Origin of the sequence: Sphingomonas sp. YR710, from assembly GCF_900101455.1 — a bacterium.
Classification (GTDB): Bacteria; Pseudomonadota; Alphaproteobacteria; order Sphingomonadales; family Sphingomonadaceae; genus Rhizorhabdus.
On the sequence record NZ_FMZJ01000007.1, the window covers coordinates 1 to 23,970 of the forward strand.

At 63.0% G+C, this 23,970-nt stretch carries 20 protein-coding genes and 1 tRNA gene; 12 read left to right on the forward strand and 9 right to left on the reverse strand.

Features of this window, described 5'->3' with window-relative positions; translation table 11 throughout:
• Positions 1-331 precede the first annotated feature (331 nt).
• Complete coding sequence (locus BLS13_RS09755) at positions 332-1,951, reverse strand: tetratricopeptide repeat protein (RefSeq protein ID WP_143011923.1); 1,620 nt, start codon at positions 1,949-1,951, stop codon at positions 332-334.
• Between the two features lie 454 nt (positions 1,952-2,405).
• Positions 2,406-2,528 (reverse strand): hypothetical protein, encoded by a 123-nt coding sequence (locus BLS13_RS21020; RefSeq protein WP_256325794.1) that lies wholly within the window; start codon positions 2,526-2,528, stop codon positions 2,406-2,408.
• A 511-nt stretch (positions 2,529-3,039) separates the two neighbouring features.
• Here BLS13_RS21020 and BLS13_RS09760 point away from each other — a divergent pair.
• Positions 3,040-3,252 carry a helix-turn-helix transcriptional regulator gene (locus tag BLS13_RS09760; RefSeq protein ID WP_093451738.1) on the forward strand — a complete coding sequence of 71 codons (213 nt, stop codon included), beginning with the start codon at positions 3,040-3,042 and terminating at the stop codon, positions 3,250-3,252.
• Between the two features lie 218 nt (positions 3,253-3,470).
• On the opposite strand, the gene BLS13_RS09765 is transcribed toward BLS13_RS09760, so the two are convergent.
• Positions 3,471-3,544 (reverse strand) — tRNA-Gln (locus tag BLS13_RS09765).
• A gap of 158 nt (positions 3,545-3,702) precedes the next feature.
• Here BLS13_RS09765 and BLS13_RS09770 point away from each other — a divergent pair.
• Together BLS13_RS09770 and BLS13_RS09775 are read left to right on the forward strand one after the other, a co-directional pair.
• Positions 3,703-4,752: a Ppx/GppA phosphatase family protein gene (locus BLS13_RS09770; protein ID WP_093451740.1), complete on the forward strand. Its 1,050-nt coding sequence runs from the start codon at positions 3,703-3,705 to the stop codon at positions 4,750-4,752.
• Entirely contained in the window at positions 4,749-5,432 is a 684-nt protein-coding gene (locus BLS13_RS09775) for an RlmE family RNA methyltransferase (RefSeq protein WP_093451741.1), read from the forward strand. The genes BLS13_RS09770 and BLS13_RS09775 overlap by 4 nt, the downstream gene beginning before the upstream one ends.
• Before the next feature lie 9 nt (positions 5,433-5,441).
• On the opposite strand, the gene BLS13_RS09780 is transcribed toward BLS13_RS09775, so the two are convergent.
• The 6 genes from BLS13_RS09780 to BLS13_RS09805 form a co-directional block, all read right to left on the reverse strand.
• Positions 5,442-6,176 (reverse strand): ribonuclease T2 family protein, encoded by a 735-nt coding sequence (locus BLS13_RS09780; protein ID WP_256325795.1) that lies wholly within the window; start codon positions 6,174-6,176, stop codon positions 5,442-5,444.
• Positions 6,177-6,206: 30 nt separating this feature from the next.
• The gene (gene nadC, locus BLS13_RS09785; protein ID WP_093451996.1) at positions 6,207-7,052 is read right to left on the reverse strand and encodes a carboxylating nicotinate-nucleotide diphosphorylase; all 846 of its coding nucleotides are present in this window, start codon (positions 7,050-7,052) and stop codon (positions 6,207-6,209) included.
• Between the two features lie 104 nt (positions 7,053-7,156).
• Positions 7,157-10,459 carry a CHAT domain-containing protein gene (locus tag BLS13_RS09790; protein WP_176943524.1) on the reverse strand — a complete coding sequence of 1,101 codons (3,303 nt, stop codon included), beginning with the start codon at positions 10,457-10,459 and terminating at the stop codon, positions 7,157-7,159.
• On the reverse strand, positions 10,449-11,126 hold the full coding sequence (locus BLS13_RS09795; RefSeq protein ID WP_143011924.1) for a hypothetical protein: 678 nt from the start codon (positions 11,124-11,126) through the stop codon (positions 10,449-10,451). Before BLS13_RS09795 ends, BLS13_RS09790 begins: the two co-directional genes overlap by 11 nt.
• Positions 11,127-11,559: 433 nt before the next feature.
• Positions 11,560-13,245 (reverse strand): GAF domain-containing hybrid sensor histidine kinase/response regulator, encoded by a 1,686-nt coding sequence (locus BLS13_RS09800; protein ID WP_176943525.1) that lies wholly within the window; start codon positions 13,243-13,245, stop codon positions 11,560-11,562.
• 311 nt (positions 13,246-13,556) lie between these two features.
• The gene (locus BLS13_RS09805; RefSeq protein WP_256325796.1) at positions 13,557-15,656 is read right to left on the reverse strand and encodes a PQQ-dependent dehydrogenase, methanol/ethanol family; all 2,100 of its coding nucleotides are present in this window, start codon (positions 15,654-15,656) and stop codon (positions 13,557-13,559) included.
• A gap of 418 nt (positions 15,657-16,074) precedes the next feature.
• On the opposite strand from BLS13_RS09805, the gene BLS13_RS09810 reads away from it, so the two are divergent.
• The 9 genes from BLS13_RS09810 (at position 16,075) to BLS13_RS09850 (ending at position 23,966) form a co-directional block, all read left to right on the forward strand.
• Positions 16,075-17,187 (forward strand): hypothetical protein, encoded by a 1,113-nt coding sequence (locus BLS13_RS09810; RefSeq protein WP_093451749.1) that lies wholly within the window; start codon positions 16,075-16,077, stop codon positions 17,185-17,187.
• Between the two features lie 300 nt (positions 17,188-17,487).
• Entirely contained in the window at positions 17,488-18,132 is a 645-nt protein-coding gene (locus tag BLS13_RS09815; protein WP_093451999.1) for a glutathione S-transferase family protein, read from the forward strand.
• 119 nt (positions 18,133-18,251) lie between these two features.
• The gene (locus BLS13_RS09820) at positions 18,252-18,536 is read left to right on the forward strand and encodes a type II toxin-antitoxin system RelE/ParE family toxin (protein ID WP_093451751.1); all 285 of its coding nucleotides are present in this window, start codon (positions 18,252-18,254) and stop codon (positions 18,534-18,536) included.
• On the forward strand, positions 18,526-18,828 hold the full coding sequence (locus BLS13_RS09825; protein ID WP_176943526.1) for a HigA family addiction module antitoxin: 303 nt from the start codon (positions 18,526-18,528) through the stop codon (positions 18,826-18,828). The genes BLS13_RS09820 and BLS13_RS09825 overlap by 11 nt, the downstream gene beginning before the upstream one ends.
• A gap of 106 nt (positions 18,829-18,934) precedes the next feature.
• On the forward strand, positions 18,935-19,720 hold the full coding sequence (locus BLS13_RS09830; RefSeq protein ID WP_218123261.1) for a cytochrome b/b6 domain-containing protein: 786 nt from the start codon (positions 18,935-18,937) through the stop codon (positions 19,718-19,720).
• A 1-nt stretch (position 19,721) separates the two neighbouring features.
• The gene (locus BLS13_RS09835) at positions 19,722-20,474 is read left to right on the forward strand and encodes a molybdopterin-dependent oxidoreductase (protein WP_093451755.1); all 753 of its coding nucleotides are present in this window, start codon (positions 19,722-19,724) and stop codon (positions 20,472-20,474) included.
• Positions 20,475-20,548: 74 nt separating this feature from the next.
• Positions 20,549-21,004, forward strand: a complete 456-nt coding sequence (locus BLS13_RS09840; protein ID WP_093451757.1) for a phage tail protein — start codon at positions 20,549-20,551, stop codon at positions 21,002-21,004.
• Between the two features lie 3 nt (positions 21,005-21,007).
• Positions 21,008-21,457, forward strand: a complete 450-nt coding sequence (locus tag BLS13_RS09845; RefSeq protein ID WP_093451758.1) for a phage tail protein — start codon at positions 21,008-21,010, stop codon at positions 21,455-21,457.
• Positions 21,458-21,680: 223 nt separating this feature from the next.
• Complete coding sequence (locus BLS13_RS09850) at positions 21,681-23,966, forward strand: sensor histidine kinase (protein WP_093451760.1); 2,286 nt, start codon at positions 21,681-21,683, stop codon at positions 23,964-23,966.
• Positions 23,967-23,970: the final 4 nt, after the last annotated feature.

Here is a 23,970-nt window from a genome sequence, read left to right on the forward strand (position 1 = left end):
CCTGAAAGGCCGGCGCGAAGACCGGGCATTCCGTCACCGCGGCCTCCGATCCTACCATGCGGCCTCCACCTCGGCAGCGTTTCTACACAGCCTCGGTCGACTGCGGACTGGCCGCGGTGACGGCGGTCTGAGCCGGAGACGGGCAGGCGCGTTAAGATAGCAGCAGCCTTCCACTGACGGCGAGCCTTCCGTTTCGCGGTAAACCTTCGGCAGAGAGCGCGCCCTTCCCAACGCTCCCTATGATGTCGCGTCGGAGTGGTTGTCGTCTCTCTCGGTTAAGCGAGGCTTTTAAGGGGCAGAGGCTGGTGTGTCTGGACTTGGAGACACGTCTTCACGGCGTTGCTTGCTGGCGCGCCTCTACCAACTGCGGCCGTTCTGGGTGGTCAGGGTGCGGCGACATAGCCAGCAACTTCTGGAAATAGGCCCTGGCGTTCTGGCCGTTGCCGGCTCGCTTGGCCGCCTCGGCGGCACCATATAATGACCAGAACCGATTGGGCTCCTGAACAAGCGACGCTTCGAACGCTGCCAGCGCTTCCTCCGGCTGGTTGTCCGCTAATAGCATCTCACCCAGCATCTCCCGAGCCGGCGCCAACGGTCCAGGCGTTACAGACGCCAATTGGGTCTTGTCCTCAAGGTCAGCGGCCTGGCGCATGCCCGTCAGTGCTTCTTGGACACGACCTTCCTCTAAAGAAAGGGTTGCCGCAACTTCTCGCCGCTGAATATCCGTCTGCCCTGCCCAATAGTCCTCGCCCTGCTGGGCGAGCTTGTCGTGGATTTGGTCCAGCGATGAGATCGCCGACCGCGCGGCGGCCGCGTCTTTCAGGTGCGCCGCGCCCAGGCCCCGCGCAAAATAGGTGATCGATTCTGCGTAGGGAAACCGGCTCGGCGTCGGCTCGAGCTTGGCCGCGCTTGCCCAGTCCCGGCGTTCGAGCGCGTAACGCGCGGGGATCGCGGCGTGGGCGTAGTAAGCCGCCGAAGCAGGCGCGGCGCCGTTGGCTTTGGTGGGATCGAAGCGGGAAAACACTTGGACGGAGGCCTCGGCAAGCTGCCCGGCAGCCTTGTCCTGTCCAGTCTGCAGGTAGGCGTAGATCATGTAGTCGCTGGCGTGCAGTTCGTCGGCTGGTTGGTCGGCCGCCCGCGCCGAGGTCGCCGAAGCCAGGTTGGTGTCGATCGAGGCCTGCCAGTCGCCGATCCGTGTGAAGGTGTGGGAGGGCATATGCAGGGCGTGGGGCGTCGAGGGCGCGATCGCGCCGTAGCGCTTGGCCGCCTCGGCGGCGCGTGACGCCAAGGCCGGCTCGTCATAGGCGTGGATGATGTAGTGGGCCAAGCCAGGATGGTCGGGGTACCTGGCGAACAGGCCTTCAAGGATCGCGCCGGCCTTCAGCTGCTTGGCGTAGGTCTTGTCGGCGGGATCGGCGGCCGCTGCGAGCGCCAGGGCGTAAAAGATCCTCGCTTCGGTGTCCTTGGGATAGTCGGCGGCCAGTCGCTCCATCGCGCGTTCGTAAGCGACGCTTCGAGCGTCCTGGTCCAAGATCGCCGTCTCGGTGTAGAGGTGCGCTACCGCCTCGATATAGGCGCGTTCGCGCGAGGTCTTGGCCTTCAGGACGCGGCCGGCCTGGACCGCCTCGAGGCCTTGTTTCAGCTGTAGCGGCGACTTGAAGCCGGCAAACGGGTTGCTCCAGCTGCTCAGCGCGATCCCCCAATATGCGATGGCGCAACTGGGGTCAGCCGCGAGCGCTCCACGATAGCCGTCGGTCGCCGGACCAAATTGGAAGGAGTGCATGAGCGCCACGGCGCGATTGAAGCGCAGCTGCGCCTCCGCGTTGCACGATGTCTCGAAGCTGACGCTGCCAAGCCGCTCCATCGCCGCATGGTCATGCCCCACCATCTGTGCCGACGCCGGGCCTACAGAGAGCGCGACCAGGAGCCATGCGGCAAGAAAAATCTTCAATCTCATGAGCCTGGCCGTTCAGATAAGGACTCGGGACATAGACATTTTGCCCGTCGAAAAGTCCATCGCTGTGGACGTAGAAGACGGGCGAGTCTCAACCTCCGCATGATGATAGTGGTTTGCAAGCGCAATTTCGCTTGAGCAGGAACGGGTAAAGCGACTTTGAATGGCGAGTTTCAACAAAGGCCGACGCTCACATCAACGAAGCGGAATGTCGTAAGCGGCTCAAGACCGGACGCGAAGCGGTTGATGAACGAACGGCGGCAGAGCTGCTCGCGCCGTCCAAAACCGGCCGGTCCGGACTGTCCCCGACCCCAGTCATAGCTTGGCTCACGTTTCGGACCAAATTGACGCCCTCAGACGCCTCGGCGCGGCGAGATACCGGTCAAGAACCACGCGCCTCAACGTTGATCGAACATCTGACCGACTCCTTGCCCTTCAGCGACCGCATCCATCACTCCTTGATCGCGGCTTCGTTCGCCTTCATCAGCGCAATCGCCTGTCGCTGCGCGACCCATTGATCGGGATTGCTCACCTGCAACAGCCGGTTACCGGCATCCCATTGATTGCGGTGCATGGCGTGCGCCGCCCGCTGCTCCGGCCAAAGCCAACTTTCCGGCATCGATCGCGCGATGGCCCCGGGGAGGATGGCAAAGAGGATGATGCCTCTGAACCTGATCCTGCATGGTCCTCACTCCTTCAAACACCGCAGCCGGCGCCGGAATGGCGGGGGGCGCGGCAGGAGCGGACCGACAGGCACGTCGACGAGGCGGGCTGCACCCGTAGGGCTGCAACGCAGTGGAAGACCTGGGCGCAGCCCAGGTTGCGGCCTGCCGCGATGGGACTACAGGGCAGCGACGCTCCCCCGCCAGACCGACGCCGGCGGCCAACGCCATCGCGCCTGCGCGATGTCCATCACGCCGGGCGGGGCGGCTGGCCTTGCCCATCTTCCCTGACTAATAGGCGCTGTTAGGTGCTTGCTGGGGAACCACGGTGCATCTCAGGCGCGGCCCCCTTGCGCTGCGCCAGCGCCATCTCAATCCTGATCACGGGGCGCCATTGGATCACAAGCGAACCAGGACCATGCCATCAGGACCGAGAACCCAGAACGCATTCTCCGCCTCAACGCCGTGCTCGATCGTACGGGCCTCAGTCCCGCGACATTGTATCGCAAAGTCCAGGTCGGCACCTTCCCGAAGCAGATTCGTATCGCTTTACGCTGCGCTGGCTGGCGAGAATCTGAGGTCAACGAATGGATGAGGAACCCGATGTTTTATCAGGCGAACGATGCCACACGCTGATGGCCGCGCTCGCCGTATCCTTGCGCCATTACACTGTAATTCGGCCGGGTTGCGTATTGCCCCCTAACAATGGCGAAATGCGCGCCCGCGGGAAGGTGATCGAGTCCAGATCCTATTCACCCAGTTCCGACGAACGGCGCACGAGAGAGCAGACGAGGGAACGCCTCACCCCGGCTTGAATAAAAATTCTTTGAAATAAAATGGTTATGTCAGAAAATTGGATGCCCCGTGAGGATTCGAACCTCAATTAACGGAGTCAGAGTCCGTAGTCTTACCTTTAGACGACAGGGCATCACTGACAGGCGGCGCAGATAGGCAGCCTGAGCGGCGCTGTCAACACGCTGAGCGGCTCTGACGAGGCACGCCCTTGCCGTTAGCGCGCGCTGCCACTACTCTTGGCGCCAAGTTCCGTCGGCAAATGCCGAACGGCGAAACAGAAGAGACAATATTATGGCGCAACGGCCCGGTCAGGCCGCGCCGCGCCCCGGTACAGCAGCGGGGGGCAGAGCGCATATGCTGCCGCCTCGCGGTGGCCCCAGACACAGCTATGCCGCGCTCGATCTCGGCACCAACAATTGCCGGCTGCTGATCGCGCGCCCGTCGGACGATGGCTTCGTGGTGGTCGATGCCTTTTCACGGATCGTCCGGCTCGGCGAGGGGCTCGGGGCAACCGGCCGATTGTCCGACGTGGCGATGGACCGCGCGGTCAGCGCTCTGTCCATCTGCGCGGACAAATTGCGGCGGCGCCATGTCGCGCTCGTCCGTTCGGTCGCGACCGAAGCCTGCCGCCGCGCCACCAACGGCCCTGAATTCGTCCGCCGGGTCTATCGCGAGACCGGCATCGCGCTCGAGATCATCACGGCCGAGCAGGAGGCACGGCTGGCCGTGCTCGGCTGCCATGCCTTGCTCGAGCCCGGCGAAGGCAAGGCGTTGATCTTCGATATCGGCGGCGGATCGACCGAACTGGTGCTGATCGACGTCGACAGCGGCAAGCCGGTCGTCCACGACTGGTACAGCGCGCCGTGGGGCGTGGTTTCGCTGACCGAGAGCGAGCCGCATATCGGATCCGATCGTGACGGGCTGATGGAAAGCTATGCCCGGATGCGCGCGCGGGTGGCGGACAGTTTTTCGGGCTTTGCGGCCAAGCTGCGCGCCGCGCAGGTTCCGCCCGGGCGGCTGCTCGGCACCAGCGGCACGGTGACGACGCTCGCCAGCGTCCATCTCGATTTGCCGAGTTATGATCGCCGCGCGGTCGACGGGCTGATCGTGCCCGCCGAGGCGATGCGCGGGATCAGCACCAAATTGTCGGGCATGACGGTGGCCGAGCGCGCGACCCTGCCCTGCATCGGCAATGAGCGCGCCGATCTGGTGGTCGCCGGCTGCGCAATCCTCGATGCGATTATGGACATATGGCCCGCCGACCGGCTGGGCGTCGCCGATCGCGGCATTCGCGAAGGCATATTGCGGTCACTGATGGCCCGCGAAAGGATATCGGCATGACCCGCGGCATCGGCCTCAAACAACGGGTGAAGACCGCGCGCGGACGGACGGCGGCGTCGACCCGCTGGCTCGAACGCCAGCTCAACGACCCCTATGTGAAGAAAGCCAAGGCCGAAGGCTATCGATCGCGCGCGGCCTATAAACTGATCGAACTCGACGAGCGCTTCCACATCCTGCGCGGCGCGACCCGGGTGATCGATCTGGGCATTGCGCCCGGCGGCTGGACCCAGGTCGTGCGCAAGCAATGCCCGAAGGCGAAGGTGGTGGGGATCGATCTGCTGCCGACCGATCCGATCGACGGCGCGATCATCCTCGAAATGGATTTCATGTCCGACGAGGCCCCTGGCCTGCTGGCGGCGGCGCTCGACGGCAAGGCCGATATCGTGCTGTCGGACATGGCGGCGAACACCGTCGGCCACACGCGCACCGATCATCTGCGCACGATGGGGCTGGTCGAGGCCGGCTGCCAGTTCGCGAGCGAAGTGCTGCGCCCCGGCGGGACCTATGTCGCGAAGGTGCTGGCAGGCGGCGCCGACAACAATCTGGTCGCCGAGCTCAAGCGGCTGTTCGCCACGGTGAAGCATGCCAAGCCGCCCGCGAGCCGCAAGGATTCGTCCGAATGGTATGTGATCGCGCAGGGGTTCAAGGGCGTGGTGGGGAGCAATGGGGCTGAGGTTTAGGCCGCAGTCTTACCGAATCTTGACCGCCGCCGCAGGCGCCGCGCCGCCCTGCGTGGCCGGGCAGGTGCGATAATGGAACGCCGTGTCGAGGCACAGCCACACTTCCTGCAGCCAGCCGTCCTTGCCGACGTTCAGCCGCATCTGATCGGCCCTCAGCCCTTTGTTGGCGGCCGCGAAGGCCTGCTGGAAGGTCAGCGCCGCCACCGTCTTGCCGCGGAAAGGCGCCATGTCGGGGAAATGCAGCGCGCGATACAGGCCCGAGCCTTTGCGGAAGAAGGGGGCCGGATCATGCCCCATGCACGTCCCATGCTTTTCCCATTCGTGCTGGATCAGTTGCACCGAGGGAGTGTTGCACAGATTGTCGCGGATCACCGCATCGGGCACCAGCCGCGCGGGCGTGCAATATTGCGGCCATTTCTCGGCCACGCCGTCCGGCCATAGCCCATGCAGGGTGAAGCCGAATTCGCCGACCGCACCGCCGCACTGCAGATGGTCCTTCGGGCTGGTCATCCGGCTCGCGCAATATTGTGGGGACCAGCTTACCGATAATGTGTAGCCGCCGATCGGCAGCAGGCGGCGCGGTTCATCACGGGTCGGCCCTTCGAGCATCGGCTTGGGCAGATCGGCGGGGACCGCACAGCTCTTGCCTTCCGACGTGGTCGCCAGCGGCTTATAGGCGGCATAGCTGTTCGCCGCCCGCGAGCCAAGCGCCTGCGTCGAAACGGCCAGGGTGGCGACGATCATGAGGGCGATTCGCATCGCCCATATTAGGCACTAGAGCGTGCGGAAATCGAGACCGATATCGGCGGCCGGCGCCGACTGGGTGAGCCGGCCGACCGACACGAAGGTGACGCCGGTCGCGGCGATCTCGCGGATCGTATCGAGGCGGACGCCGCCCGAGGCCTCGGTCGGCACGCGGCCGCCAACCAGCGTCACCGCGCCGCGCAAGGTGGGCGGGTCCATATTGTCGAGCAGCAGGTGGGTCGCCCCCGCCGCCAGCGCGGGTTCGATCTGGTCGACGCGATCGACCTCGACGATGATCCGCGCGATCCCGGCGGCCACCGCGCGACGCACCGCCTCGCCGATGTCGCCGGCCACCGCGACATGATTGTCCTTGATCATCGCGGCATCGTCGAGCCGCATGCGATGATTGGTCGCGCCGCCCATCCGCGTCGCATATTTCTCCAGCACGCGCAGGCCCGGGATCGTCTTGCGCGTATCGAGGAGGATCGCAGGCGTGCCGGCCATCGCATCGACATAGGCCCGCGCGAGCGTGGCGATGCCGGTCAGATGCTGGACGGTGTTGAGCGCCGATCGCTCGGCGGTCAGCATCGCCCGCGCACGCCCGCGCAGCCGCATCAGCACGCCGCCCTTCGCCACGCGCGCGCCATCCGCCACCAGCGTCTCGATCGCCACATCGGGATCGAGCGCGCGGAAGAAGGCTTCGGCGATCGGCAGCCCGGCGACACTGATATCCTCGCGCGTCGCCATCACGCCTTCGAACATCGCATCGGCCGGGATGACGGCGGCGGCGGTGATGTCGCCGCCCTGCCCCAGATCCTCGGCCAGGGTGGAGGCCACGAAGGCCGCGAGATCGAAATCGGGGAGTGCGAAGGTCATGTCGCGCGCCCTAACCGAGCGGCCCGACGGGAGCAAGCGGGGCATGTTCGATCCTATATTTCGATGCAAACATCGGTGGTGACGCTGCCGAGGTGCGTGCCACCTTAATCCTCCCCAACGCCGACCAGCATGAATGGGGCCCATGCGTTCGGCTGGGCCCAGGTTTGGTTAAGCCCTGCATCGTTGATCCGATCGGCACGCGGATCCTGCCGGATCCTGCGCATCGCCTCGCGAAGGGCCTCCGATCGCAGCATGCCGGGGTTCGCGCGCTGAAGCTTGACTGCGAGGGTGGTAAGTTCGGCGGCGACATCGTCGCGAACGGGCCAATAGGATGCGAGGATGCTGCGCGCACCGGCAAAGAAGAAAGCGCGGGCCAATCCGGTCAACCCGCTCGATCCTTCCATTCCGGCGGCAGTGTTGCATGCGGACAGGATCACCCAATCGGCATCAAGATGCAGCGTCGCCGCTTCCGATGCGGTCAACAGCCCGTCATCCTCCGTCCGTGCCCTTGCGGGGGGCGTGAAGACAAGCCCCGGTTCACCGCCGCCCCCTTCTGAGGCGGTCAGACCATGCGTGGCGAATGCCAGCACGCGGACGTGTGACAGATCGCTGGTGCGGATCGCCGTCTCGGTGTTGGCTTGCGCGAGGTGCAGCGCATCGGGCTTTGCCCCGAATATATTCGCCATCTCGCGCAATTCGCCCGCGGTGTGCGGAAGGCGACTCAGGTTGCGGAGCATGGCGAGATCCGCAAGCCCCGGTTGGGGAGAGGTCCCGTTCCCCCCTCGCAGCGCGGTCGCGCCCTGCCAGTCTGCCCCGTATCGGGCACCGCGCCCACCAACCGGGCTCGGTGGGCCGTCAACCACGGGGTCTCCAAAGCCGGCGAAGCTGCCGGGCGCCGTGGGTACCACCGCCCTTGCGCCGAGCTGGCGCAACGCGACGAGCGACTGGAGCGACGGCAACTGGATCAACGCAAAATCGTCGGCGAACCAGCGCGTGGCGCGCAAGGCGGCAGGATCGTTGTCAGCGCCTTGCGGTTCGCCGCTCACCAGCAGGGAAAAGGGCATTGCCCCCAGCCGGCCGGCCGACGCGATAAAGACCTGGCGCTTGCCAGCGAGCGTCGGCAGCATCGGCTCAATCAGTTGCCGGAAAAGCGCATAGGCCGTTTTGCGCGGATAGCCATCGGCACCGCCGCCGGTGCCTGCATCCCAACGACGCTTTTCCGCAGGCGTGAATTTGACGTCGGCATAGGCGGCGTAGAGCAATTGGCGCGCCATATCGTCGATGTCGCGGCCGGGCAGCGCGGAGCGTCGCCACTGCACCCCCTCCCCCGTGACGGCAAGCGCATGGACGCCCGTCACACCAGGCACGAACAGGAGGACAGCCTCGTCGCGCCGGAGCGCAGCCCGTGCCTGCACCAGCGTGACCGAACCCGGGCGCAGCAGGTTGAAAAATTCGGGGAAACCCTCCCGGATCGTCGCGTCGGTGGCCGTGAGCTGGCCGGCGATCGCACCCAGCCGGGCAATCAGATCCAGCCGCTCCTTCTCGGGACGGTTCGACGCGAGGCTGGCGGCAAGCTGGCCTTCGATCGCACTCGCATCTTTTGCGAGCGCATCGCGGCGATCGAATTGTGCCGCCAGTGCCGGCGCAAACCCCTGCCGCAACCGTTCGGCCGCCATCAAGGCGATCGCGCCGTCGGTACTCGACACCATCGCATCCTGCGCGATGCCGAGCGCCTCGGCACTATGATCGCCGTTCGGGGCCTGGGCACCGAACAGCACGTCGAGCATCAGGGTGTAATAAGCGGATGTCCCCCGGAATATCGCATCGATTTCCGCGGCACTGGCCTGCCGCGTCGCGCGCAGGCGCCGGAATTGAGCGCCCTCCATGGCGATCCGGGCCTGCGCGAGCGCGGCCGCAGGGTCGGCTGTCATCAGGCTGCGCGCGTGGAAATAATGGAACAGGCTCGTCGTCGGATGATAGAGTCCGTCGAAGCGCAATTCGGTGCTCGCGGCAAGCCCGTACAGCCGCCGCGCCTCGTCCATCTTGCCCTGGCTGGACAGGGCATCGGCCAGCTGCCTTGCCGCACTTGCGGTCGCAGTCGCGCAGCACATGCGGTTCGGCCCAACCCATGACTCGATCCCGATTTTGCGCATTCGGAAATCGAACTGCGCGCGGAACAACGGCTCGGCGGCGGCGGCATCGCCCCGGGCGAGCAGAATAGCGCCCAGCCCGGCCTCTGCATTCATCCGGACGACCTCGTTGTCGCCAGCCAGCGGAATGGCCTTGCGGTAAGTCGCCTCGGCGTCGGCGACCTTGCCTTGCCGCGCGAGATTATTGGCGAGCCCGTTCAACACGATCGGCGCCGCTTCGGCACGATTTTTGCCAAGATCGTTTTCGGCCTGGGTGCCGGAAGGATCGCGGAGCCATTCCTCCCACAAGGGCTGGGCCGCGGCATAATCACCGACCAGTTCGTACAGGTTGATGAGCATATGCTTGGTCTGGTTCACGGCGAAGCGGTGTGCCGGCCCCGCCTGTGTGTAGAGCGCGAGCGCGAGCTGCGTTTCCAGCATCGCTTCACGATAGCGGCCCATCTTGCGCAGCAGGCCCGCAAGCAGATGCCGGTCACGTCCGAATGCCGCGGCATCGGGGGACGCAACCCCGGCCCAGGACGTGACGATCCCGCGTGCGATCGGCTCGGCTTCCTCGGCACGCCCTTGCGTGCTGAGCAGGCCCGCCAGCCGGCGCGACGCTTCGAGCCTGAGCGGGTCCGTGGCGGGCAACGCGGACAAGGTCTGGAAGGCCTTGCGCAGCCATGGTTCGGACTCGGATATCCTGCCGCCCCCGCCGAGCTGAAAGACATTGGCGGCACTCAGTTGCCAGCGGCCGAGATCGGTCGGCGCTGCGTGCGGATCCAATTCGAGCAGCGCAATCATCCGCTGCGCGGCGGCTAAAGCTCGGTCGATCTCCCCGGCCGCATATTCGGCAGTGTAGAGGTTCAAAAGAACGGTCTTGGCGAGCGGAATGTTGGCTTGATGGTGCCGCAGAATGATGTCGGCCGCGCGCCTGTAAACCGCGACGGCTTCGGCTGGCCCACGCTGCTGCAGCAGATTGCCGCCGTGGTTGGAAAGCGCGATTGCGTAAGCTTCGCTTTCCTGGCCGCGCAACAATCCCATGATTTCCGCCATTCGCGCACTGATCGGAATCGAGTCTGGCGAATTGCCGGCGCGATAGATCGCGTCGCTGGAGCGGGCAAGCGCCGCATATTCGGCCTCGAGCATGGAGGTCGCCGGTAGGGCCGGCACCTCGGCTTGCACGCTGCCCCACGTCACTGCGCCGTCATGGAGGATGATGCACAGGCCGAGCAGCGGCGCTATCCAGCGCCGCCCCGCGGCGAGATCAATCGGCATGCTTTTCCATGCTCTCGAGCAGTTGCTCATCACACCCGTTCGCGATCAACGTCGCCGCATAGGCCATGTTGGAGACGGGTACCGACGGGACGACGCGCAAGCCGATCGAAGATTCAGCACCCGATTTCGCGTCGCGAATCCGAAACGAATTCAATCCGTTGCGCAGGGCAAGACCCGATGGCCATTTCACGCGTCGATCATATTCATCAAATTGCACCATCGCATCGGGCCCACCCGATGCGGATTTCACCTGATATGCGACGAGCGAGTCGGCACGAACAAGGTAGGTCTGCCAGCCATCGATCACGCACTGCACGAACGAGGCCGTCGGCGTGATCGTGTTAACCGGCGCTTTGGGCGCACGCGAACCGGCAATGACGGCACGCTGCCCGCCCTCAAAATCGAAGAGCGAGATCGGCTTGCTCGGCGCGCTCGCTTCGGCAAGGTTCACAATTGCCGGCCCGCGCAATTCGCGAATGCCGCGATTATCGAGCAGCGCCAGGAAATCGCCCTGCTGCAGCTTCACGACGGCATTATCCGGAAGGTTCGTCCCTGCCCTGATGCGGGAGGCCAGAACGCCCGCCGATCGGACAACCAGCAGGTCCGCCTGCGCGCAAGCTGGCACACATGCCATCACCGCGGCGATTGCCAAGATTTCCGTTCGCACCCGCGCCCCCCACAGATCGATAAGCCCGAACAGCACAGCATGACGGCACGATCCCGGCTTATTCTTATGGGCTACGGCGATTTAGTAAACTGCCCGATAGCGCCACCGATATCGCTGATATTCGACTGGTGGTGTGCCGGTAAGGCAGTTCGCGCTCAAGCCCAGAAGGCCCGACCCCGGGCTTCGGACTGGTCGATGGGTCTCCGCATGGATCGAGCGGCGACAGTCGACGTTTTCGACGCACTTCGAGCCACTTCTAAAACCGTTACAAAAGAACGCCTGCCAAATACTTGATAATATTTAATTATTCGCAATTTTCGTCGCGAAAAAATTTCGCTGCGGACCACCGTTTCATCCGGTGTGCCGGTGATCATTATTACCACAAGGCGCCCGAAATGGGAAGACCGGCCAGCATCGATCGCGCCGTTCTGCGCTACGTCACCGGTCGTTCGATTGCCTCGCGGATGCGGCGCGACAGCATAGCCATCGTGAACGGCTTGGGCAGGAAATCGACGCCGTCGTCGAGCCGGCCGTCGCGCAGGATCGCGTCGCGCGTGTAGCCGGATGCGAACAAGGTCCGCAGGCCCGGTTGGCGCTGGCCAGCGATGCGCGCCAATTCCTGCCCCGTCATGCCGGGCATCACGACATCGGTGAACAGCAAATCGATCGGGCCGGCCCGCGCATCGAGCAACTGGAGCGCCGATGGGCCGTCGGGCGCCTCCAGCACATCATAACCAAGTTCGCGCAGCGAGGTGGTGGTGTGGGTGCGCAGTGGCGCATGATCCTCGACGACCAAAACCGTCTCCCCGGCGCCCGGCGCGCGCGACCATTCGTGGACCGGCCGCACCACCGGTTTCGCATCGACCGCCATGCGGGGCAGATAGAGGCGGACGATAGTCCCCTCGCCCGGTTCCGAATCGATATAGACGTAGCCGCCGGACTGCTTGACGAAGCCATAGACCTGGCTGAGCCCGAGGCCGGTGCCCTTGCCGACATCCTTGGTGGTGAAGAAGGGCTCGAACGCCTTGCCGACCACGTCGGCCGGCATGCCGATGCCGGTATCGCCGATCGCGATCATCACATAAGCGCCGGCCGCCAGCCCGATCCGCGTTGCTCCGCCATCGCGATCGATGGTGAGATTGGCGGCTTCGATCGTCAGCGTGCCATGGCCGTCCATCGCATCGCGCGCATTGACCGCGAGATTGATGATCGTCGCCTCGAGCTGGTTCGGATCGATCTCGACCGGCCACAACCCGTCGGCGAGCCGGCGTTCGACCAGGATCGCCTCGCCTGCCGCATGCCCGATCAGATCCGACATGCCATCGATCAGCGCGCCGATATCGGTGGGCTTCGGTTGAAGCGGCTGGCGGCGCGCGAAGGCGAGCAGCCGCTGGGTCAGCACCGCCGCATGTTCGGCGCCATGACGCGCGCTTGCGATCGATCGCTTGATCCGCGCTTCCGCGCCATCGCCCAGCTTGTGCGCCATCCATTCGAGATTGCCGATGATCACCGTCATCAGATTGTTGAAATCATGCGCGATGCCGCCGGTCAGCTGGCCCACCGCCTCCATCTTCTGCGTCTGGCGGAGCACCTGCGCCATCGCATCGGCCTCGGCCACCGCTTTCTCAACGCGCTGTTCCAGCGTGGCGTTGAGATCCATCAGCGAATCGTTCAGCCTGACATTTTCGAAGGCGATCGCGGTGGACCGGGCGAGTGCGGCGAGCAGCTGGACCGTATCCGGATCGGGCGCGCCCTTCTGCGCCCAATAGGCGCCGATCGCGGCAACCGGCTCCCCGAAGCCCACCGGGGTCATCACCATGCTTTTGACGAAGGTGGTGCGATAGGCGTCGACCGGCACCCGTTCGTCATCATAGATATCGGGGATCACCGCCGTCCGCCCGTTGAGCATCGCCCAGCCCGACACGCAGTGTTCGAGCGGGAAACGCTGCCCGGTCCACAACGGCTCGACCGCATCCTCGGCGATATAATGGCAGCACCCCTCGCTGCGCATGACCACGGCGATGCCGTCCGAAGCGCTGATCTCCCGCGCCTTGGCCCGCACGATCGACACGATCGCATCGAAACTGCGCGCTTGGGCGAGCTGCTCCACGGCGCTCACCAGGGCCATCCATCGGTCGGGGCGCGTCGTCAACTGATTCACACTGGGGAGAATATCGGCGGTTGTGATTCGGGGCGAGTCCTAAAGATGGCGGGGTCGTGCGCTGGCGGATGGCGGCGGCCACCGGATTCACACATGGCAGCCGCACCGACAGATTGTGCTGAAACAGCAGCTTCCTGGCACCCGTCATCCCAGCGAAGGTTCATAGGCGCGAACTTAGAAAGCCCTCTTTCTTTGGGAGAGCCTGATCTGAATTAAATATTACGTCCCCGTAATTCTCGTCGACGTCCCCGTAATTCTCGGAATTCCGGTCACTTGCCCTCGCGCACCAGCTTGATCGCGGCGGCGACCTCGGCGGGCGCCAGCTTCGACCGCGTACGAAGGTAGAACCGGATCGCTTCGACATCGGTATCGGCGATGTCGTCGAACGGCGGCATGCCGTTCGCCTTGAGCGCCCCGCCCTTGACGATCTGCCGGAACGCGAGCGCATTCACGATCATCGGCGAATAGCGAAGGTCCGGCGCCGATCCGCCCGATACGGCGCGATTGCCGTGGCAGCCCATGCATCGGATGAATGTCGCCTCGCCCTTGGCCGCCAGAGCGGCATCGGGCTTGAACGTCGGATCGGCCGGAATCGCCAGCGGCGGCAAGGCCGTCGGCTTGAAGCCGTCGGTACCGCCGATGGCGAAGGTGAGCACCTGACGGGTCAGGCGATAATCGGTCCGCCACGCCTCGCCGCCGATCGATCGCGTGCTCGCGCCCTCGCCGCCGGGGCCGGTAATCACCGTGATATATTGCTTCCCGTTCATCCGGAACGATATCGGCGCGCCCTGGACGGGAGCATCGGTGGGATAGTTCCACACTTCCCTGCCGGTCCGTGCGTCATACGCCATCAGCCGGCGATCGAGCCGCCCCTGAAACACCAGCCCGCCCGCGGTCGCCAGCACGCCGCCCGGCCATGCGCCCGGCAGCTTCTTTTCCCAGGCCAGCGTCTGCGTCACCGGATTCCAGGCGCGCAGAAAAGCGTGCCGCCCGCCCGGCAGATCGGCCTCGGGCACCAGCTTGACGCCGATCCCCTGGATCGGGCCGCCGGTCGTCCCGTCGCCGATCAGCGCGCCCTGCTGGATGATCGGCACATAGACCAGCCCGGTCTGCGGGCTATAGGCCTGCGGCGCCCAGGAATGCGCGCCCGTCGGGCCGGGCCACAGTTCGAACAGTCCGGGCTTGCCCTGATAGCGGATGCCGGGATTTTCGATCGGCCGGCCGGTCTTCTGGTCGATGCCTTTGGCCCAGGTCACCTTCGCGATCGCCCTGGCCGAGATGAACTGCCCGTTGGTGCGATCGATCACATAGAAGAAGCCGTTCTTCGGCGCCTGCATCAGGACCTTGCGATCCTTGCCGCCGATCTTCAAGGTCGCCAGCGTCATATCGGTGGTGGACGTGCAATCCCATTGTTCGGCCGGGCAGGTCTGATAATGCCAGACATATTCACCGGTATCGGCGTTGACCGCGACGATCGATGCCAGGAACAAATTGTCGCCGCCGCCGGGGCTGCGCTTGAGGTGGTCATAAGGAAAGCCGTTGCCGACGCCCAGATAGATCAGGTTGAGCGCGGGATCATAGCTCATCGCGTTCCAGACGGTACCGCCGCCGGCCTTGCGCACGCCATCCTTGCCGAACCAATCGCCCTTCCACGTCGGGCGCATCACCTGTTCGGCCTTCGTGGTGGCGGGCTGCGACGGATCGTTCGGAACCGTGTAGAACCGCCAGGCGAGCTTGCCGGTCTCAGCGTCATAGGCCGAGACATAGCCCTGGATCGGGCTCACATCGGCGCCGCCATGGCCGATCAGCACCTTGCCCGCGAATACCCGCGGCGGGCCGGTCATCGTGCGCATTTCGGAGATCGGGAAATCGCGTGTCTTCCAGATTTCCTTGCCGTTCGCGGCGTCGAGCGCGATCAGCAGGCCGTCGGCCGCCGCGACGAAAACCTTGTGGTCCCAATAAGCGACGCCCTTATTGCCCCAGCTGAGCTGGAAGCGCGATGTCGTCCGATCCCGCGCGCCGCTATCATATTCCCACAGCAGCTTGCCGGTCAGCGCGTCGAGCGCGCGGATGTGCCCGTGACCCTGGGTGAAGAAGATCTTGCCCTCGGCGGCGAGCGGCGTCGTCGGAGAATAATTGGGGGGGAGATCGAAATGCCAGGCGAGCTTGAGCGCGGATATGTTGCCCGTGTGGATCTCGTGCAGCGGGCTGTAGTGCGTCTCGTCACCGGTGCGCCCCCAGCTCGGCCACGCATCGGCATCGGCCATCATCGCCTCACCGATCGGCTGCGCCGTCAGGCCGTAGCCCCCAAGCATCAGCGCCGCAAAAGCGCCGCACGCAAGCTTAACCCGTCTTGACGGCCCCGTCATGATATCCTCCCGGTCATCCTCTTTGGCGGATCATCCGCTCTTATTTGCGGCAGGGTAACAGATATCGGGCCGATGGGTAGGCGGCATGCGGCATCGCGGTATGCGGATCGGCACCATCAGGCTGATGGCCGGCGTGATCGAAATTGCAGCGGAGAGCATTATCGGCTGTGATTCGGCGCGCGCCCTAAAGATGCGTGGGAATTGGGCCTCGGCGCATGGCGCGGGAGTGCCGGCTTAGTGTTAGAAGGGATTTCTGTTTCGTTGGCTACAGGCGGTATCAACTTAGGGGTTATTGCGGCTGTCACAGTAGCTCCATTATGATTCGACCTGCTGATTAAGTCGGAATTGGATCAATCTCAGGTTGCGCATCTCTGTGCCAGATGGTCCTGTCCACGCGGGGCATCATCGGGGGAACTTTATGCGTAAATCTGCAGTCGCTGCCATTTCTTCTTTTGCCTTGCTGCTGCCAAGCTGCACGATGATTACGCAGGATCTGCGGCATCCCGGTGGGTATCCGGCCTATGAGCTGGACAAGCGAACATTCAATGCAAGCCACTCGAAGCAAATCGTCCTGCTGCGTGCGGCCATCGTCGTGGCGATGGCCGCCAGAATGTCGAATGCGACCGTCCAGAATGTTGAAGAGGCAGATAGTGTAGCTCGATATCTCGGCGTCGCCGCGCAAGAGATCAACTATGCCGCCGCCGACATCTATCCAATCGGCGACGTCGATCCATGCTCGGTAGGACCTAATGCGGTTGCACGATCCGCTAAGCCGGTTGAAGCGCAGTTGGCGGACACCTTGCACGATGCGGCGCTTGCCGCCAATACAGCGCAGGCTGCCGCTCGCGATGCCTTGCAAGCGCGCGCGGATGTTCAAAAATTTTCCCAGGATATCACGGCGGCATTTCCCGGCGCTGCACCGGCAGTCGCCCCTATGCCCGCAGCGGCGGCAGACCCCGACCAGTGCAACGGGTATTATGTCAATTTCGAATCTGATCTTCCGTTACTCGACGGGCGTATCATCCGGCTCCTATATGCAACCTTACCCCAGGACCGGATCAAAGACTTCGCCGCCGACGTCGGGAAGGGCAATGTTATGGGTAGCGCCTGGAATGCCGTGAAAATCATTTTCGTCGGGGTCAAGGGTCTGCATTACGCGGCCGGGACGTACCGGTCGGGGCAAGAGGCGCTGGTCGCCAATTTCGGGAATGGCGGTGACGGCGTCTGCAGGGTGACGCCCAAAGGCAACGAAGCGGAGTTGACTGTGTGGGACGCGATCGATTGTCTCGGCCTGTCACATGATTCATTGCTCGGTGAGCAACCTGGCCCGGTCGCGCGCGACAAGATGCCCACCCAGATTACCCCGCGCACCTTCAACGCTATCATGGCGATCGCCCGCACATCCTGTGTGCGCTTGCCCCTGGGTTCGGGGTCAAGTTCCGCTCCGGAGCTGAAGGCACAGCAGCATTTGCGGCGCGAGGCCTGCGGCAAAATTTATTTCGATCCGACAAAGCGGCCAGCTCGGATTTGATCTTGCACACATAGTGCGCGGCATCTCTCGGATTGGCGAGGTGATCGTCAACCACATCAATCCTTTCGACTGAAAAGTTTGCCAGGTTATCCATTCTGCGCGTTCAGTCCCCCGGCAAACTCAGGGCGCGCCGCCGCTGAACAACCTGCCCCGTCAGCAGCGTCGATAATTTAGGGGTTGCTGCACCCGTCACCGGAACCCGCGAACATCGTCGGTGTTGGCGGATCTCGGGCGCGCGCTGGATGTTTTTGCTATCAGGATTGCTGACACCCGGCTTGCAGAGTGAAGGATGCCGATCGCATGGCTGAAAATCTGACCATCTGGACCTTCGACTGGGTGCCCAGGGGGCCGCGCGGGTTCGTCCGCGATATGCGGCTGCGCTGGGCAGCCGAGGAAGCCGGGCTGCGATATGACATTGGCACGGTTCCGTTCGAGGATCGCCAGCCAAGCCATTTCGATCGGCAGCCGTTCGGGCAGGTGCCGTTCCTGACCGATGGCGATATCACGCTGTTCGAAAGTGGCGCGTGCCTGCTGCACCTGGCGCGCAAGAGCGAGATCCTGATGCCGGGCGACGCGCGCGGCGAGGCCGAAACGATCGAATGGGTGATCGCCGCGCTCAACTCGATCGAGATGATCAGCGTCCCCTGGTGGTTCCTCGGGCTTTCGGGCGAGCGCGAAAATGGCCTGTCTGGCTGGATGGACAGCCGGCTTGCGCATATGGAGGCGGTATTGAGCCAGCGCGAATGGCTGGTGGAAGGCCGGTTCACCGTGGCCGACCTGCTGATGGCGGACGTGCTACGCATTCCCGTCGTCCGCACGCGTGGCGACCGCCCTGCGACCGAGGCCTATATCCAGCGGCTTGTGGCGCGGCCTGCTTTCGAGAAGGCGCATGCCGATCAGATGGCGCATTTCGCGGCCGGGGATGAGAGACGAGCAAGGGGCTGAACGTTGCGTTGCGGTGCCGGATGCAATGGCCAAGGCTGGTCAATTCATCCCAACGGCGTCGCGCGACACGTGTCAACCATGACTTGACACACAAAGTCGTGTCAACTATCACTTGACGCGTGGAGATCGAGAGCATCCGCCATAAGGGCCTGCGCAAATATTTCGAAACCGGCAATCCCAAGGGGCTGGTGGGCGAACCCGCCCGTATCGGCAAGATGCTCGCGTTCATCGTGGCCGCCGCCGCGCTTGAGGAGTTGCGCGTACCGCCGAACTACGGATTGCACGAACTTACCGGCGATCGCGCGGGAACATGGGCGATGACGGTTACGCGCAACTGGCCGTTCAGCATCAACGCGCAGGGCGCGTTGGAAGACATGGATCTGGAGGACTATCATGGCGCTTAAGATGCACCCCTCGCTCGCCGTCCATGCCGGCGACTGGCTGAAGACCGAGATCGTCGAACCGCATGGCATCACCGTGAAGGCGCTTGCCGCGCATCTCGGCGTATCGCGCCAGGGGCTGAGCAACCTGCTCAACGGGCATGCCGGCCTGTCCGCCGACATGGCGCTGCGCTTCGAGAAGGCGTTCGGCGTGAAGGCCGACACGCTGCTGCGGATGCAGATGGCCTATGATCTGGCGCAGGTTCGCGAACATGAGGATGAGATCAGGGTGGAGCGGGTGGCCAAAGCGGCCTGATCTGATTTATGCATCATGCTCCCGGAATTCGGGACATTGTTCGGCGGGATCAAGCGGGGCGCTCGCTGCCCAACCGCCCGTCACGCAAGAATCCTGGGAGCCGGCGATGCAGCGCATGACGATAGAGGAAAACCCACCCGAACCGGCGACCGCCCCGGCCGGCGCGAACGGCCACCGGCTGTGGGTCCGGCTGACGCACGGGCTGATCGCGGCGGCGGCGATCGTGCTGATCGTTTCCGGCGTCACCATCTTGATGGCGCATCCGCGGCTCTATTGGGGGACGGCGGGAAATGATCTGACCGCGCCGCTGCTGGAAATCCCGCTGGGGCCGAATGCCGGGCATCGCGGCTGGTCGAAGCCGACGCCCTTTTTCGCGGCGCCCGCGGGCCCGGTGACCGCCAACCGGCTGAACGAACCGTGGAACCGGAATAGCTGGGCGCGCAGCCTGCATTTCCTTGCGGCGTGGGGCTTCCTCGCCGGGCTGTTCTTCTATCTGCTGCTCGCCATTTTCACCGGCCATGCCCGGCGCAACCTGTGGCCGCGGCGCGGCGAGCTGGCGCGCGCGAACCTGTGGCAGGACGTCCGGGCGCATCTGCGCCTGCCGACGCCCGCGGCACCGCCCGGCCCGCCTTATGCGATCCTGCAGAAGCTGGCTTATGCGCTGGTGGTGTTCGTTGCGCTGCCGCTGATGCTGCTCACCGGGATCACCATGTCGCCGGCGATTTCGGCGAGCTACCCGATCCTGCTCGATGCGTTCGGCGGCACCCAGTCGGCGCGCACGATCCACTTCTTCACCTTCGCCTTCATCGCCCTGTTCCTGCTGGTCCATCTCGCGATGATCCTGCTCACCCGACCGCTGCGCCAGGTGCGCGGGATGATCCTGGGGAAGTGACATGACCGAAAGCCGCCTCTTGCTCTCGCGCCGTTCGCTCATCGGCGGGCTCGCCTCCACCGGCGGGCTGTTGCTCAGCGGCTGCAGCCGCAGCAACGATCCGCCGACCTATGGCAATATCCTGCGGATGGGCGACAATCTGACCTATCACGCCCAACGGCTGCTGCTCTCCGGCGGCGCGCTGGCGCGCGAATATGATCGATCGGAGATCAGTTCGATGCCGGCGATCGGAACGGTGGACCCGGCGTTCGGCGCGGGCGGCGACGCTTATGGCGCGGTGCGCCGCGATGGCTTTGCCGATTGGCGGATCGAGGTTTCGGGCAGCGTGGACCGGCCGCGCAGCTTCTCGCTCCCCGACCTGCGGTGCATGCGATCGCGCACGCAGATCACCCGCCATATGTGCGAGGAAGGCTGGACGGCGATCACCGAGTGGACCGGCGTGCCCTTGTCGGCCGTGCTCGCGGCCGTCGCGATCCGCTCCACCGCCCGCTTCGTCGAATATTACAGCTTCGATGGCTGGGCCGACAGCATCGACATGATCGATGCGCTGCACCCGCAAACCCTGCTGGCCTATGGCATGAACGGCCGCGACCTGCCGATCGCCCATGGCGCCCCCGTCCGCATGCGGGTGGAGCGGCAGATCGGCTATAAGAGCGTCAAATTCCTGCAGCGCATCGTCGTCTCGGATCATTTCAACGACTTCGGAAAGGCCAGCGCGATCCAGCAGGGCTGGGCCTGGCATGCGGGGATTTAGCGAAAGTCCGGCTGAATTGCGTCTTGCCGGGCTATACTTCGAGAATCCCGTCACCTTCCAGCGAGGACGCCATCATGGCCGGTGAAAAGCAGGAAACCCCATGGCCATTGCCGAGATTCAGTTTCTCGGTCACCGGCATGCCCGGCCATCCGGTCTTCCAGGAGGTCACCGGTCTTGAGACCAAAGGCCAGGTGATCGACGATCGCGCCCGCAAGAGCTCCATCTTTTCGCCCGTCCAGATGCCGGGGCACGCCAGGGTCGGCAATGTGACGATGAAGAAGGGCATCTTCGTCGCCGGTCCGCTGCTGTGGACCTGGTTCGAATCGATCCGGATGAACCGCATCGCGCGATCCAATATCGTCGTGAGCCTGTTGGATCAGACCGGCGCCGCACCCTATCGGTGGCAGCTCAACAACGCCTTTCCGACCAAAGTGACCGGCACCGATCTGAAATCGGACGGCAACGAGGTCGCGGTAGAAAGCATCGAGGTGGCGTTCGAGACGATGACCATCGCACTCGGGGGATCATAGGCGGTGGCGAGTGCCTATTATCCGCCGCCCGCCTTTGCCTTCTCGGTGGCCATCGCTTCCGGGGCTTCGACGGCACCGCCGGCGAACATCGACGCCGCGTTCCAGGAGGTTTCCGGAATCGATCCCAGGATCGATATCGAAGATGTCCGCGAAGGCGGCACGAGCAGCTATGTCCATCAGCTTCCGGGCGTCACAAAACATTCCAACCTCATCCTCAAGCGCGGCTACGTGACGTTGGGCTCTCCGCTCGCCGACTGGGCCGCGCAGACGGTGGGATCGACATTGGGCACGGCTATCAAGACGGAGACGCTGAACGTCTTCCTGCTCGGGCCGGCGGGGGAGGTACTGGTCACCTGGAGCTTCGCGAATGCGTGGCCGGTCAAATGGGAGGTCGGCGCGCTCGATTCGAGCGATAAAACGTCGGTGCTGACCGAGACGCTTGAGATCTCCTAAGCGACGGTCAGCAGAGTCATCACGGCGGCAAGCCGTTAGGTTGCGGTGCTCGCGGCCAACCCCCTTTGACCTAATTTATGCATGATGACCCCGAAATTCGTGCCAAAAAACTCAACTCTATCCACGTGAGCAGACTTTTTTGTTGCCCTGCAAAGAGGTTGTTTTTCACCTGCGAAAATACGTCTATCGAGTAAGCGAAGCAGCAATTTAGTGGGCCAAATGCGTGATCGATCAGAAGGCAAGCCAGCGCGTCGAGGAACTCAGGGCGCAGATATCGGCTGAGCTAGAGAAAGATAATCCAGACTGGCGGGTTATCGAGAATGCTGGCCGAGAGGTCGTTGACAGCGATCCTGATGCCGTTCGATTTTCAGTGGACGCCGCCCATATTCAGAGGCTGGGCGAGCAGTTGGTCGGTCGTCAAGAGACGGCCGTTTCTGAACTAATCAAAAACGCCTTTGATGCCGATGCGACCGAAGTCCTTCTGACTTTTGAGAGCCAGAATGCAAAGGGCGGCACGCTGGTCATCGAGGATGATGGCAGCGGTATGACCGATGCGGTCATCCGAAGCTCGTGGATGCGAATTTCGACGGATGCAAAATCGGTTGAACCGCGATCACCCATTTTCGACCGCATACGGGCCGGGAAAAAGGGTATCGGACGCTTTTCGGTCCAACGCCTTGGCGAAGAACTGATGTTCGAGACGAGGCCGCGTGGCCTTCCCTTCGGGTTCCGCGTGCGGTTTCAATGGGACACAGACTTTATCGTGGGCAGCGATTTGCACGACGTCTTCAACCGGATCGAACGCTTCGCAAAAGCGCCGGATGATCACGGAACCCGCCTTGAAATTTGCCGGCTTCGAGACGCATGGCCGACTCCGGCCATCGAGCGTGTCTGGCGTTCGGTCATTCTGTTACAACCACCATTCATAGCGCAGTCTTTGCTGGTATCAGGGGCAGCTTCACCCGTTACCCAGGCGACGAATATCGACCCTGGCTTCAGGGTAAATATTAATGGCACATCAAAAGAAGAAAAGGTCGAGCTATTTTCCCTAGAAAGAAGTTTTCTATCGCAGGCTCTCGCAAAAATTACTGCGTCCATAGATGCAGATGGAAGCGCCGTTGTGAAGGTTTTTTCAGATAAGCTGTCTGTCAATGACGAAACCAAAGTGGAAAAGAAATATACGCTGACCGGTCCGGTCGATCTGGAAGCAAGCTATTTCATCTACCAGCGAGATACCTTGTCGGGTATGAACATGGCCGTCGCGGCCAATATGGGGCGTAATTTCGGCGGCATGCGCATTTACCGGAACGGATTTCGCGTCCTCCCCTATGGTGAACAGAGAGACGACTGGCTCCGGCTTGACGAAGATGTTTCCCGCAGAAACCTCCTGATACCAGCAAATAACCGCAATTTCTTTGGCCAGGTTCTTCTCGACACGGACAAAAACCCACTTTTTGAAGAAACCAGCAGCCGGGAAGGATTACTTGAAAACGAAGCTTTTGATGAACTGCGCGCTTTCGCGCGCTGGGCGCTGGAATGGAGTACGCTGAGAATAGCATCCGCGCGAAATCGCAAGCGCACAGCCGGCGAACGTGGTTTTGTCCGTGAAGTCAACAGGCCCTCGGAACTCATAAAGCGCATTATAGAGAACAAGCCCGAACCGACAGCGTCGGAACCCATCATAAGTAAAATTCAATTTCTGGAAGTCCAGGACGCGGTCGAGGCCTATGAGAAGCACGTAGAAGAAGAACGAGCCTCAGCACTAGAATACGGTGAGATGCTAAGGATCCTCGCATCCCTTGGGCTTTCCATCAGCGTTTTCGGCCATGAGGTAAAGGGCGCGCAGGGTGCCTTGGGCACAGATCTTATGTTGCTTAAAGATCTGATCGATGAGATGCCCGACGGGGCGCTCAGACAGGAGATCGAGGCTCAGTTCGATGAGCTTCAGATCGCCTCCGACCGCCTTTTCGATATAGGCGGCTATATCGCAGGCCTGATGTCCAGCACGGAAAGCCGTGCACTACAGGAATTGTCAGTAAAGGGAGCGATCGAAAGGTTTGAGCGTCAGTTTTCTGAATATATGACTAAACAAAATATCATATTCCATGTCCGAGTCGATGAATCACACCTGCGTACGGCGCCAATGCATGCTAGTGAATTCGACTCTGTACTGCTGAATTTTCTGACGAACTCCATAAAATCGATGAAGAAAGCGAAGGTCTCCGAACGTCATGTCAGCATCGACGCCCGCCTTATCGGCGACCTAATTATCGTGGGCTTTGAGGATAACGGCGTAGGAATACCTCCGGAGAATGAAGAGCGAATATTCATGCCTTTCTTCACGACGACAATGGGGACCGAAGACGATGGTGTAACCGGCCCCGGCACAGGCCTTGGCCTGAAAATCGTTTCAGATATCGCCGAAAGCTATGGAGGTAGTGTTGCAGTTGCGGTACCGACCAACGGCTACACCTGCCGCCTTGAATTCAGCGTTCTTGCAAAAAAATAAGGTG

Coding starts and splice junctions, on each gene's coding strand:
- BLS13_RS21020 (WP_256325794.1), bottom strand. CDS start 2,528: ATGCACCGCAATCAATGGGATGCCGGTAACCGGCTGTTGCAGGTGAGC.
- BLS13_RS09770 (WP_093451740.1), top strand. CDS start 3,703: ATGGCGCAACGGCCCGGTCAGGCCGCGCCGCGCCCCGGTACAGCAGCG.
- BLS13_RS09775 (WP_093451741.1), top strand. CDS start 4,749: ATGACCCGCGGCATCGGCCTCAAACAACGGGTGAAGACCGCGCGCGGA.
- BLS13_RS09780 (WP_256325795.1), bottom strand. CDS start 6,176: ATGATCGTCGCCACCCTGGCCGTTTCGACGCAGGCGCTTGGCTCGCGG.
- nadC (WP_093451996.1), bottom strand. CDS start 7,052: ATGACCTTCGCACTCCCCGATTTCGATCTCGCGGCCTTCGTGGCCTCC.
- BLS13_RS09790 (WP_176943524.1), bottom strand. CDS start 10,459: ATGCCGATTGATCTCGCCGCGGGGCGGCGCTGGATAGCGCCGCTGCTC.
- BLS13_RS09805 (WP_256325796.1), bottom strand. CDS start 15,656: ATGACGGGGCCGTCAAGACGGGTTAAGCTTGCGTGCGGCGCTTTTGCG.
- BLS13_RS09810 (WP_093451749.1), top strand. CDS start 16,075: ATGCGTAAATCTGCAGTCGCTGCCATTTCTTCTTTTGCCTTGCTGCTG.
- BLS13_RS09815 (WP_093451999.1), top strand. CDS start 17,488: ATGGCTGAAAATCTGACCATCTGGACCTTCGACTGGGTGCCCAGGGGG.
- BLS13_RS09825 (WP_176943526.1), top strand. CDS start 18,526: ATGGCGCTTAAGATGCACCCCTCGCTCGCCGTCCATGCCGGCGACTGG.
- BLS13_RS09830 (WP_218123261.1), top strand. CDS start 18,935: ATGCAGCGCATGACGATAGAGGAAAACCCACCCGAACCGGCGACCGCC.
- BLS13_RS09835 (WP_093451755.1), top strand. CDS start 19,722: ATGACCGAAAGCCGCCTCTTGCTCTCGCGCCGTTCGCTCATCGGCGGG.
- BLS13_RS09840 (WP_093451757.1), top strand. CDS start 20,549: ATGGCCGGTGAAAAGCAGGAAACCCCATGGCCATTGCCGAGATTCAGT.